This window comes from Parvibaculum sp. MBR-TMA-1.3b-4.2 (genome assembly GCF_053628815.1).
Genome location: NZ_JBRJHC010000001.1, coordinates 3,272,286 through 3,284,231, shown reverse-complemented (window position 1 = coordinate 3,284,231; position 11,946 = coordinate 3,272,286). Strand labels below are relative to the sequence as shown.

Sequence of the window (11,946 nt, the reverse complement as noted above, 5' to 3'; positions counted from 1 at the left end):
GGCCTACCTCAGTTTCAGCGTTGCGAGCCCCGCCATGGCCAGCACGACGGAGATGATCCAGAAGCGGATGACGACGGTCGATTCCGCCCATCCCTTCTGCTCGAAATGATGGTGCAGCGGCGCCATGCGGAAGACGCGCTTGCCGGTGAGTTTGAAGGAGGCGACCTGCACGATGACGGAGATGGCCTCAAGCACGAAGAGCCCGCCGATAATGGCAAGCACCAGTTCATGCTTGGCAGCGATGGAAATGGCGCCCAGCGCAGCACCCAGCGCCAACGATCCCGTATCGCCCATGAAAACCATGGCGGGCGGCGCGTTGTACCAGAGGAAACCGAGCCCGGCGCCGATCAGCGCGCCACAGAAGATCGCAAGTTCGCCCGTGCCCTGCACGAAGTGGATCTGCAGGTAATCCGCAAACACGGCATTGCCGACCAGGTAAACGATAAGCCCCAGGCTCGCCGCCGCAATCATCACCGGCACGATCGCCAGACCGTCCAGACCGTCGGTCAGGTTGACGGCATTGGAAGACCCGACAATCACGAGACAGCCGAACAGGAAAAAGAAGGCGCCGACCTGTACGAGGACGCTCTTGAAGAAGGGAATGGCGATAGCCGTGGACATGGCCGGATCGCCGAGCCGCACCAGCCACCACATGGCGCCAAGCGCGATAATGAATTCGAAGAAGAGCTTCACCCGCCCCGGCACGCCGTCCGGGGAGATCTTGCTGACCTTCAGATAATCGTCGGCAAACCCCACCGCGCCGAAGCCCAGCGTCACCAGCAGCACGATCCAGACATACTGGTTACGAAGATCCGCCCAGAGAAGCACGGCGGGGACAAGTCCCACCAGGATCAGGAAGCCGCCCATGGTCGGCGTCCCCTGCTTCTGGATGATATGTGTCTGAGGTCCGTCCTCGCGGATCGGCTGTCCGCGCCGCTGGCGCGACTTCAACAGACGAATGATCGCCGGACCGAAGAGAAAGCTGAAGAGCAGCGCCGTTACCGTCGCGCCGCCCGTACGGAACGTAATATAGCGGAACACATTGGCGCCCGGCACCTGATCCGAAATGCTCAACATCAAATCGTAAAGCACGTTCCTACCCCCTGTTCCGCAAAATGCTCTCGCTGTCGTCTTCCCCGAGCGCCACAAGCGCTTCGACGACAGGCCCCATTTTCGAGCCGAGGGATCCCTTGACCATCAGCACGTCGCCATTCCGGATTTCCTCGACGAGCAAGTCGACGAGAGCATCGGCGCTCGGCGTATAGCGCCCCTGATGTGCCGCAGGCACGGCACTGAACAGTTCGCGCATATGCGGACCGCAGGCAAAAAGAAGGTCGATATGAGAATGACGAAGCACCGGCGCCAGATCGCGATGCATATCGTCCGCGTCTTCGCCCAGCTCCAGCATGTCGCCCAGCACGGCGATCCGCCGACCCCGGCCCTGCGGCTTCGCCTGACCCAGCGCCTCGATGGAGGCGCGCATGGATGCGGGGTTCGCGTTATAGCTTTCGTCGATCACGGTGAAGCTGCGCCCGCCCGCCGTCACAAAATGCCGCTCGCCGCGGCCCTTCGGCGCCTGCAACCGGCCCAGCGCCATCGCCGCGAGCGCAAGGTCCGCGCCGACCGCCTGCACAGCGGCCAGCATGGCAAGGCTGTTCATCACGATATGACGGCCCGGCACGCCCACCTTGTAGGTCACCTTCTGACCGCAAATGGTCGCGGCGACGCTGGATCCGTCGTCACGCAGCGCCACCTTGTCGAGCCGCGCTTCCGCCTCTTCATGCTCGCCGAACCCGATGATCCGACAGGCGCCCGAGGCTTCAGCCTTGGCGCGCAGCCTTTCGAAATGCGGATTGTCCCGATTGAGAATGGCGATACCGCCTGGCTGCAACCCGTCGAAAAGCTCGCCCTTGGCATCGGCGATCTGCTCGACGCTGTCGAAATATTCGATATGAACCGCCTCGACCGTCGTCACGATCCCGACCAGCGGCTCAACCATTTTCGAAAGAGGCGTGATCTCGCCCGGATGGTTCATGCCGATTTCGAAGATGCCGAATTCGGTGTCCTTCGGCATCCGCGCCAGCGACAGCGGCACACCCCAAAGATTGTTGTAGGAGGCGGCGGAGGCATGGGTCGGCCCCTGCGCGCCGAAAATCATGCGCAGACCTTCCTTCGTGCCGGTCTTGCCGACACTGCCCGTCACCGCGATGATTTTCGCATCGGTACGCGCCCTTGCCGCGCGTCCCAGCTCATTGAGCGCCTCGAGCGTATCGCCCACCTGAACCAGCGAACCGGCCGACATCATATCGTCGTCCACGCGCGAAACGACGGCTGCCGCGGCGCCCTTTTCAAGCGCATTGGCGACATAGGCATGACCGTCGGAGTTCTCGCCGACAATCGCAACGAAAAGGTCGCCGGCTTCGAGCGTGCGGCTGTCGATAGAAACGCCGGTGGCGTTCCAGCCCGCGCCATGCGCCGTCCCGCCGGTCGCAGCCAACACATCCTCGGAGGTCCAGAGCGGCTGCGTCATGCGGCACCTCCCGCAATCTCGCGCGCAGCGCCCTGCACGGACTCGTGGTCGGAAAAGGGAATAGTCGTGTCGCCGACGATCTGCCCGGTTTCATGTCCCTTGCCGGCCACCACCAGAAGGTCGCCTTTTTGAAGCGCCTTCATCGCCGTGACGATAGCCTCGCCCCGGTCGCCGATTTCGCTCGCCGAGGGACACCCTTTCAGCACCGCCTGACGAATGGCGGCGGCGTCCTCACCCCGGGGATTATCGTCCGTCACATATATAATGTCGGCCAGCCGGGCCGCGACCTCGCCCATCAGGGGCCGCTTGCCCGGATCGCGGTCGCCGCCGCAGCCGAATACGACCACCAGACGGCCCGCCGTATGGGGACGCATGGCGCTCAGCACATTCTCCAGCGCATCTGGCGTATGGGCATAATCGACATAAACCGATGCACCATCGGACAAATGTGCGACTTCCTCCATCCGCCCGCGCGCGCCCTGCAATTTCCCGAGTGCCCCGAAGACACCCTCGGCAGGCGCACCGCAACCGATGGCAAGCCCCGCCGCGACCAGCGCATTGGACGCCTGGAAAGCGCCGATCAGCGGCAGGTCCACATCGTAATTGCGGCCTTCATGAATGATTTCGAGCGTCTGTCCGCGCAGGCCCGGCCGCATCGCGGCAAGACAAATTCCCCGCCCCTTGCGGCCGACAGTGATCACCTTGTGACCGCGCGCCCAGGACACCGCCTCGAACTCGGCAAACTGCGCAGCGTCCGCATTCAGCACCGCCACGCCGCCCGGCCCCATGACCTCGCCGAACAGGCGAAGCTTTGCATAGAGGTAGTCGTCGAAATTCGCGTGATAATCCAGATGGTCGCGCGTGATATTGGTAAAGCCCGCCGCGCTCACCTTCACACCGTCGAGACGGTACTGCGCAAGACCATGGCTGGACGCTTCCATCGCCAGATGCGTCACACCTTCATCGGCCAGTTCCGCCAGTTCGCGATGCAGCGCCACCGGATCGGGCGTCGTATAGCCCAATGCCCGTTCGCCTTTCGGCCCCGTAATACCGAGCGTGCCCAGGCTCGCCGCCGGTTCGCTGAGCATCTCCCAGATCTGCCGTACGAAAGACGCGACCGAGGTCTTGCCGTTCGTGCCCGTCACGGCGGCCACGACGCCGGGCTGCACCTCGAAAAAGCGCGCCGCCATCTGAGCGAGCCGCCGACGGGGATTACGGTCTGAAATCACCGGTACGGAAACCCCCGCCGGCAGCTCGACACCCCCCCCGACGAGAAGGGCCGCCGCGCCCTTCTCCAGAGCCTGGGGAATGAACCGAACGCCATCGGCCTTGGTGCCGGGAAGCGCCGCGAAGAGAAATCCGGGCTCGACCGCACGGCTATCGGCGGTCAGGCCACGAATTTCCGCATCTCCCCCGGACCGGGGGAGACGGACATCCGCTCCTATCAACGCCGACAACTGCATGTGACCCAACTTCCTTCCTCGCCAAACTAACGGGCATTGTGAAACTGATAAGACACGAGCTGCGCACCCTCCGGCACAGACCGTTCCGGCTGCTCCGGCTCGATATCGAGCAGCGGCGCGACACGCTTGACGACGCGCGCCGTCACCGGCGCCGCGTTCCAGCCGGCCGTCGCATAGCCGTAAGTCTTCTTCGTGCCCTTGGGCTCGTCGAACATGATGATCATCGCGTAGCGCGGCCTGTTCGCCGGGAACGCGCTGACGAAAGACGTGATGAGCTTGTGCTTGGCATAACCGCCATTCTCCGGCTTCTCCGCCGTTCCCGTCTTGCCCATCACCGGATAACCCACAACATCCGCGTTCTTGCCCGTGCCCCCTTCGACGACGAGGCGCAGGAGCCAACGCATATCCCGACTCGTGCCTTCGGAAATCACGCGCGCGCCATGCTGAGGCATATCGCGCCGGACCAGCGTGGGCGTCACGCGCGTGCCGCCATTCACGATGGCGCTTAGAGCGGAGACAACCTGCAGCGGCGTAACGGCAATTCCGTGACCATAGGATGTCGTAATATTGGTAATCTCAGACCAGCGCGTCGGCAGGATGGGAGCCCCTGCTTCCGGCAGTTCGATCTGCGGCTTTTCAAGAAGACCGAAGCGCTTCAGATAATCCCGGTGCACATCGGCGCCGATTTCCAGCGCGATCTTCGCCGTGCCGATATTCGACGAATGCATGAAGATTTCCGGCAGCGTCAGCTTCTTATTTTCCGCGTGGTAGTCGCTGATCGTGAAACGACCGACCTTCATCGGCTTGGTCGCGTCGACCTTGGCTTTCGGGTCGATCAGCCCCGAATTGAGCGCCGCCGCCATGGTGACGGCCTTGAAAACGGACCCGAGCTCGTAGACACCCAGCGTCGCGCGATTGAAACGCGCATTGGCGGGCACGGCCATCGGGTCGTTGGGGTCGAAATCCGGCAGCGAGCTTAACCCGATCACTTCCCCGGTATGGACATCCATGATGATGCCGACCGCGGCCTTGGCGGAGAACTCCTTCATACCCTTCAGCAATTCATCGCGCAGGGCATGCTGAACCGAGACGTCGAGCGACAGGACAACCGGCTTCTTCGGCTCGCCCTTCTCCCCCAGAACATTCCGGTCGATATAGCGCTCCATCCCGGCAATGCCGTGATTGTCGATATTGACCAGCCCGAGCACATTCGCCGCCGTCGCACCATTGGGATAAACGCGTTTCCGCTCGCGGCGGAACTCAAGCCCTGCGATACCGAGATCGTGCACCGCCTGGTGCTGCTTCGGCGTCAGATCGCGCTTGATCCAGATGAAGGCCTTTCCGGAGGACAGCTTCTTGTCCACCTCCCCCGCATTGAGATCGGGAAGAACGGAGACGAGCTTCGCCGTCGCCTCCTGCGGGTCGATGACATGCCTTGCATCCGCATAGAGAGAGGCGACCGAGATGTCGGTCGCCAGAACGTCGCCATTGCGGTCGAGAATATCGGGCCGCACCACCTGCCCTACGGGCTTGGCATAGGCGACGCGCGGCGCACCATCGCCGCCGGTAATCGCCAGGCCGACAAGCCGCGCCCCGACCAGCGAGAAGCAACCGGCAAAAATCGCCGCGGCAAGGAAGATACGGCGCTGCGAGGCACGCGGCTTGCGCGCCGAGGCGCCACGCCCCCAATCGGGCTTGGCGATCGCGTCGTGCCCGGCGCGGATCATGCGGTTATTGGAAGGCTGACGACGCCCGATCATCGGATCATGCTCCCGCCTGCCTGAATGCCCGCCATACCGCCCAGCGACTGCCCTTGCGGCACATAGAACTCGTCAGTCCGGTGCGGCATCGGAATATCCTCGAATTTCCCGATCTGCCCCGGCGACACAGGACGAAGGCTGGTGTAGCGCTTGGCCAGCGCCTGCAACCGGTCCGGCTCATTCAGATGCGCCCATTCCGCGCGCAGCACCTTGATGGCATCCTTTTCGCGCGCGATCTGGCGATCGAGCCTGTCGGCCTCGCGTTCCGCCCGCTGCGCGCGATACTTCACGTCGTAAAGACCGATAGACAGCGCAACGACACCGACCAGCAGTAGAAGGTTCAGGATCCGGATCATGCGGCACCTCCCTCAAGGGAGGGGACCCGGGGAAAGCCCAGCGCCGCGAGATCGAGCGGAATGACCGGCGCATCGCTGCGCTCGGCGGCGCGAAGTTTCGCGGATCGCGCGCGCGGGTTGACGCCGGCCTCACCGGCCGAGGCCTTGCGCGCCTTGTGCGCGATCTCGCGAAACGACGGAGTGGCCTCCTCCGTTTCGGGCATATGGCGATTGGCGCGTCCGGCCCGGCCCGTGCGCGCCATCAGGAACCGCTTCACGATGCGGTCTTCAAGGGAGTGAAACGTCACCACCGCGAGCCGCCCGCCTTCGCGCAGAATTTCCTCTGCGCCTGAAACGCCGCGGGCAACTTCGCCCAGCTCGTCATTCACGAAAATGCGAAGGGCCTGAAACGTCCGCGTCGCGGGATGAATCTTGTCCTGCGGCTTGCGCCCCACCACCCGGGCAACCAGGTCGGCAAGCTCCAGCGTCCGAGAAAAGGCAGCTTCCTGCCGCGCCGCCACAATGGCCTTCGCCACGGCGCGCGCGCGCTTTTCCTCGCCATAGACGGCGATGATCCGCGCCAGCTCGCTTTCCTCATACTCGTTCACGACATCGGCGGCGGACGGCCCGCTCTGGCTCATCCGCATGTCGAGCGGCCCGTCCTTCTGGAAGGAAAAGCCGCGCTCCGCCTCGTCGATCTGCATGGAGGAGACGCCGAGATCGAGCACCACCCCGTCCACCGCCTCATGGCCGAGGCCGCGTACAAGCTCGGCCATATCGCCGAAGCAGCCCTCGACCAGCGTCAGACGGCCGGCAAATTCCGTTTCGAGCGCGCGCCCGCGCAGGATCGCATTGGGATCCCGGTCGATCGCCAGCACGGCGCAATCCGCGCTTTCAAGCAGGCCGCGCGTATAGCCGCCCGCCCCGAAGGTCCCGTCGACATAAAGACCGCCGTCTTTCGGGGAAACGACCTCGAGCACTTCAGGCAGCATGACCGGGATATGCGGCGCCTTCTCGCTCACGAGGCACCTCCATCGTTCCCGCCGCGCTCGCGCGCCATCTGCGCCGGCGGCTTCAGAAGGTCGCTCAGCGAACCGACCTTCTTCATCACCTGCTCGTAATGGGCCGCATAGGCCGCGGGCTCCCAGATCTGGAAGCGCTGACCCATGCCCACAAAGGTCACTTCATTGGTAATGCCGGCGCGTTCACGAAGCTCTTCAGGCAGCACGACGCGACCATCGGCATCGAACATCAGCTCCCAGGCATTGCCGTGCAACACCATGGCGAGCTCTTCGCGCTCGTCGGAGAAGGGCGCGAGCTGCGCCAGCATCTCTTCGATCAGATTTGAAAATTCCGGTCCGCACCCCTCGATGACGGACGCCCCCTTGAGGGAGGGGAAGCAGACGATGCCGTTATAGCCCTGGCCGATCGTGATCGCGCGAAATTTGGCGGGCACGGAAACCCGGCCCTTCGCATCGATCTTGTTGGTGTAGCGCCCCCTGAAGGACTCCATGCCGACGACCTCGTCCCCTGTCCCGCCGCCCGGCCAAATCGCCCGCGGCGCCCCGCCTGAGCGCCGGGCACAAATGGGCCGACATGCACCTCTACGGGATAGTATGGGATATCATGGGAATTCATGGGCGTCAACGGGATTACCTAGTAAAATCGCGGAATTCTGCGGCATTCCGGCGGTCAAGACGGGTCAAAAGGAGACGGTTACTTTGAGAACAAAAGTAAAACATACATGCCCTCCCATGAAAAACCGGGGCCTTTCGGCGGCAATGAAAACGCGCTGCGTGAGTGAGATGAAAGAGGGTCAGATGGCCTGTAAGCCGGGTTCTGTGTCCCGCCCGAAGGCGGTCGATGGCCATTCATCTGGGACGCCCGTTGCCGGACGCCTCCTGCAACCAACCCGGGCGGCGGTCCGGAAACGGACCTGTCCCCGCAAAGGAGGACGCGCCACCCCTATTCGGTTTTGCTCCCGGTGGGGTTTGCCCTGCCACGACCGTTACCGGCCGCGCGGTGCGCTCTTACCGCACCCTTTCACCCTTACCTGCCGGTTGCCCCGCAGGCGGTTTGCTTTCTGTGGCACTTTCCCTGGGGTCGCCCCCGCCGGACGTTATCCGGCACCGTGCTTCCGTGGAGCCCGGACTTTCCTCTGCCTTGCGACAGCGGCCATCCGGCCATCTGACCCTGAAAAGGACTTAGGGACGGGAACATGGACCCGTCAAGCCAATTAATGGCCTTGTGCCCGGCCTCTTCCGTAACGACATTGCCGGTTACCAATTCAATTATGGGAGGAAATCCATGAAAGCCGCCGTCTATTACGAGAACGGGCCGCCCACCGTCCTGAAATACGAGGACGTCCCCGACCCCGAATGCCCCGATGACGGTATCGTCATCCAGGTCGAAGCCGTCTCCATCGAGGGCGGCGATACGCTGAACCGGCTGGGCGGCGAACTCGCCACCACACCGCATATCGTCGGCTATCAGGCGGCAGGCACCATCCTCGAAACCGGCAGCAATGTGAAAGACCTGAAGGTCGGACAGCGCGTCACGACGGTGAACATGTATGGCAGCCATGCCGAAAAGCGGGCCGTCTTCGCCGCCACCGCCTGGCCCGTGCCGGACGGGCTCGACATTCGCCAGGCGGCCGCCATCCCCATTCCCTTCGGCACGGCGCATGACTGCCTGTTCGAATTCGGACATCTGAAGCGCGGCGAGACGGTGCTCGTTCAGGCCGGCGCCGGAGCGGTTGGCCTGGCTGCGATCCAGCTCGCCAAGCGCGAGGGCGCGACCGTCATCGCCACGGCCTCAAGCGCAGAAAAGCTCAACCGGCTGAAGGAGTTCGGTCTGGATCACGGCATCAACTACCGCGAGCAGGACCTCGTCGCCGAGGTGATGAAACTCACCGACAATCGCGGCGTCGACCTCGTGGTCGATCCGGTGGGCGGTTCCACCCTCCAGAAATCCATCGACGTGCTCGGATATCGCGGGCGCATCTCCATGGTCGGTCGCGCCGGCCGGGAACCCATGACGGTGGATGTCCAAAGCATGATGGCCGGCAACCGCTCTCTCACGGGCGTGTTCCTCGGCGCGGAAATCTTCTCGCCGCGCGTGCGGGAGAATATCCAGTCGCTCATCGACGACGCCGCAAAGGGCGAACTCAAGGTCGTGCTCGACAAGGAGTTCAAGCTCTCCGAAGCGGCGGACGCCCATGCCTATATCGAAGGCCGGTCCGCCTTCGGCCGGGTCATCATGATTCCGTAAAGCGTTTCGGCAGGCTCCTTTCCGGGGCCTGCCGGACTTATCCCCGCGCCAGCTCCACCAGGCGGCGCAGCGTCATGATGGTGGAAATATCGGCAATGCCGTCCACCCTCGCCTGCCGGAAATGCCGCTGGAAGGCCGTCACCACCTGCTCGGTGATCTCGTCATAGCGGCCCATCACCTCCACGCCATAGCCGTAATCGGCCAGCATGAACTGAAGATCGGCGACATGATCGCCACGTTCTCCTTTGGCAAGGCTCGGCCCCTCGACGATCTCTTCCGGCTCCACCCATAGCCCGACACCAGCACGGGCGAGCCGCGCCCAGTCGAACCATTCGCCGGGATCGGCCTTGCGCCCGGGCGCCACATCGGAATGACCGATGACGCGACGGGCGGGGATATTCCAGCGCGCGATAATTTCTTTCGACAGCGCTTCCACCGCCGCCATTTGCGCTTCCGGATAAGGCGGACAACCGAAATCGTGACCGCCATTGACGATCTCGATACCGATGGACCGGCTGTTGATGTCGGTCTCGCCCGCCCAGCTCGATACGCCCGCATGCCAGGCGCGCATCTCTTCGGGCACCATGCGGACGATCCGTCCGTCCTCATAGACCATGTAATGAGCGGAGACGCGCGCTTCCGCGCTGCACAGGCGTTCCGCCGCGGCTTCCGCCGTCTCCATGCCGGTGTAATGCATGAGAAGGATATCCACCGGCGCTTGACGCTCGTCGAGATTGGGCGACGGCCTTTCGATGCATTCAATGGCCATGACTTATCCTCAGGGTCCGGTGTCCACGATACGCTTCTGACGTATCGAGACGATGAGCACGCCGGTAAGCGCAATCAGGGCGCCGACGATCATACGCTGTGTCAGCGTCTCACCCAGAAGCGTTGCCGCGAAGAAGACGGTGAAGATCGGCGCAAGCAATGTCAGCGGCGCGGTCTGCGTCACTTCATAGCGTTGCAGGAGGTAGAAGATACCCGCATGGCCGACCAAGCTGGAAGCGAAGGCCACATAGAAAATCCCCGACCATTGCAGCAGCGAGGCGGTCTGGATGACCGTGATCTGATGCGATTCAAACACGAACGATCCCAGCAGCATCAGCGGCGCAGCGACGGTCGCCACCCAGGCCTGAAGTTCGAACACGCCGACATGCCTGATCTGGCGCTGATAGATCGTGCCGACGGAACTGACCAGCGCGGAACAGACCACCAGCAGGAGGCCGTCGATGTAACGAAAGACCGTCGGGTCGAAGCTGATAACCATCACACCGGCAAAGGAGAGCGTGATGCCGAGCCAGCGCTTCCAGAACACCTGCTCTTTCAGGAAGATCACCGACATGATGGCGGAAAACGGCACGCCGAGCTGGCTTGCCACCGCCACGACCGAGGCATCCGAAATCGCGAGACCGGCAAAGAAGAAGCCGAACCCGATGGGCCCCGCGCACAGCGAGATGATGATGACTTCCTTCATCTGCCCCTTGTGAATCTTCAGGAAGGGGAAGAGCACGGCCACGATGAGGAGGAAGCGCAGTGCCGCAAAAAGCAGCGGCGGGAAATGGCCGATCGATACTTTCGCCGCCACAAGCGCAAAGCCCCAGATCAGATTGATCAGCATCATGAAGGCGAGATGTGTGGGGGTCATGCCCATGGGCGTCGGCCTTGCGGGTACCGCCAAGCAGAAGGCGTCCCCCGGAAGGAGAACGCCCAAAGCTGACGTCGATGTCACTTTTAATCTTGTTACCGCAAGCAGCAGAGCGCCGCCAGCCCTGCCCTCAGGAAACTTCTTCGCTCAAGGCCTCCTTGAGGCCTCTCTGGCGGCAGATCCGATCATAGGCGTCGTTGATCGCGGCGAGCTTTTCATTGGCGATGGTGACGAGTTCCTTGGGCACGCCGCGCGCAACCATCATGTCGGGATGATTTTCGCGCACGAGACGGCGATAGGCCTTTTTGAGGTCCTGGTTGGAAATATCCGGCGTGATGCCCAGCACCAGATAGGGGTCGGACCGGTCCGGCCCCAGATGGCTCGCCCGGATACGGGCGAACTCGACCTCTGAGAACCCGAAGATATCCGCCACAGTCCTCAGGAATTCGATCTCGTTCGGATGAACGAATTTGTCCGCCTTGGCGATGTGGAACAGCGCATCGAGCACGTCTTCCAGCACCGCGGGCTTGTCGCGATAGATGCGGGCGACCTGACGGGCATAGGCCTCGTAACCGGCGACATCCTGCTGGGCGATCTGGTAGACGCGCTGGACATTGCGCGCCTCCTCCGCCGGAATGTCGAAGACCTGCTGGAAAGCCTGGATTTCGGCGTCGCTCACCTCCCCGTCGGCCTTGGCCATCTTGGCCGACAGCGCGATGAGGGCGATGGTGAAGACGACCTCATGGTCCTCCAGCGCGCGGTCGATGACGATATGTCCCGCCACCGCACCCACCAGAGCGCCAAGGGGCCCACCAACGGCCATTCCAACGCCGGCGCCCGCTATTTTTCCCCAGATCGACATGAGGCAAGCCTAGACGGATTTGCACCGTTTCGCACTCGCGAAAATCACCCATTCCGTTGCGTCAATGCAAGATTGGAGCAA

Annotated in this window: 11 protein-coding genes and 1 other RNA gene; 1 reads left to right on the top strand and 11 read right to left on the bottom strand. The window is 63.0% G+C overall.

Features of this window, described 5'->3' with window-relative positions; all coding sequences use genetic code 11:
* Window positions 1-3: 3 nt before the first annotated feature.
* The 8 genes from mraY to rnpB all read right to left on the bottom strand — a co-directional run bounded on the left by mraY (window position 4) and on the right by rnpB (window position 8,279).
* Entirely contained in the window at window positions 4-1,077 is a 1,074-nt protein-coding gene (gene mraY, locus ACSSVQ_RS15725; RefSeq protein ID WP_454184711.1) for a phospho-N-acetylmuramoyl-pentapeptide-transferase, read from the bottom strand.
* A 19-nt stretch (window positions 1,078-1,096) separates the two neighbouring features.
* Complete coding sequence (locus tag ACSSVQ_RS15720; RefSeq protein WP_454184280.1) at window positions 1,097-2,530, bottom strand: UDP-N-acetylmuramoylalanyl-D-glutamyl-2,6-diaminopimelate--D-alanyl-D-alanine ligase; 1,434 nt, start codon at window positions 2,528-2,530, stop codon at window positions 1,097-1,099.
* Window positions 2,527-3,993 carry a UDP-N-acetylmuramoyl-L-alanyl-D-glutamate--2,6-diaminopimelate ligase gene (locus ACSSVQ_RS15715; RefSeq protein ID WP_454184279.1) on the bottom strand — a complete coding sequence of 489 codons (1,467 nt, stop codon included), beginning with the start codon at window positions 3,991-3,993 and terminating at the stop codon, window positions 2,527-2,529. The genes ACSSVQ_RS15720 and ACSSVQ_RS15715 overlap by 4 nt, the downstream gene beginning before the upstream one ends.
* Window positions 3,994-4,019: 26 nt before the next feature.
* Entirely contained in the window at window positions 4,020-5,753 is a 1,734-nt protein-coding gene (locus tag ACSSVQ_RS15710) for a peptidoglycan D,D-transpeptidase FtsI family protein (RefSeq protein ID WP_454184278.1), read from the bottom strand.
* Window positions 5,750-6,109: a cell division protein FtsL gene (gene ftsL / locus ACSSVQ_RS15705; RefSeq protein ID WP_293323741.1), complete on the bottom strand. Its 360-nt coding sequence runs from the start codon at window positions 6,107-6,109 to the stop codon at window positions 5,750-5,752. Before ftsL ends, ACSSVQ_RS15710 begins: the two co-directional genes overlap by 4 nt.
* Window positions 6,106-7,080, bottom strand: coding sequence for a 16S rRNA (cytosine(1402)-N(4))-methyltransferase RsmH (gene rsmH, locus ACSSVQ_RS15700; RefSeq protein ID WP_454184710.1), 975 nt, complete (start codon window positions 7,078-7,080; stop codon window positions 6,106-6,108). Before rsmH ends, ftsL begins: the two co-directional genes overlap by 4 nt.
* Window positions 7,081-7,106: 26 nt before the next feature.
* The gene (locus ACSSVQ_RS15695; RefSeq protein ID WP_454184277.1) at window positions 7,107-7,601 is read right to left on the bottom strand and encodes a division/cell wall cluster transcriptional repressor MraZ; all 495 of its coding nucleotides are present in this window, start codon (window positions 7,599-7,601) and stop codon (window positions 7,107-7,109) included.
* A 299-nt stretch (window positions 7,602-7,900) separates the two neighbouring features.
* Window positions 7,901-8,279, bottom strand: an RNA gene (gene rnpB / locus ACSSVQ_RS15690) — RNase P RNA component class A.
* A 116-nt stretch (window positions 8,280-8,395) separates the two neighbouring features.
* Here rnpB and ACSSVQ_RS15685 point away from each other — a divergent pair.
* Window positions 8,396-9,358, top strand: a complete 963-nt coding sequence (locus ACSSVQ_RS15685) for a quinone oxidoreductase family protein (protein ID WP_454184276.1) — start codon at window positions 8,396-8,398, stop codon at window positions 9,356-9,358.
* Between the two features lie 37 nt (window positions 9,359-9,395).
* Here ACSSVQ_RS15685 and ACSSVQ_RS15680 read toward each other — a convergent pair whose 3' ends face one another.
* From ACSSVQ_RS15680 to ACSSVQ_RS15670, 3 genes are all read right to left on the bottom strand, one after another.
* Window positions 9,396-10,127 (bottom strand): N-acetylmuramoyl-L-alanine amidase, encoded by a 732-nt coding sequence (locus ACSSVQ_RS15680; protein ID WP_454184275.1) that lies wholly within the window; start codon window positions 10,125-10,127, stop codon window positions 9,396-9,398.
* A 9-nt stretch (window positions 10,128-10,136) separates the two neighbouring features.
* Window positions 10,137-11,003: a DMT family transporter gene (locus tag ACSSVQ_RS15675; RefSeq protein WP_454184274.1), complete on the bottom strand. Its 867-nt coding sequence runs from the start codon at window positions 11,001-11,003 to the stop codon at window positions 10,137-10,139.
* A gap of 130 nt (window positions 11,004-11,133) precedes the next feature.
* Window positions 11,134-11,826 (bottom strand): TerB family tellurite resistance protein, encoded by a 693-nt coding sequence (locus ACSSVQ_RS15670; RefSeq protein WP_454184273.1) that lies wholly within the window; start codon window positions 11,824-11,826, stop codon window positions 11,134-11,136.
* Window positions 11,827-11,946 lie beyond the last annotated feature (120 nt).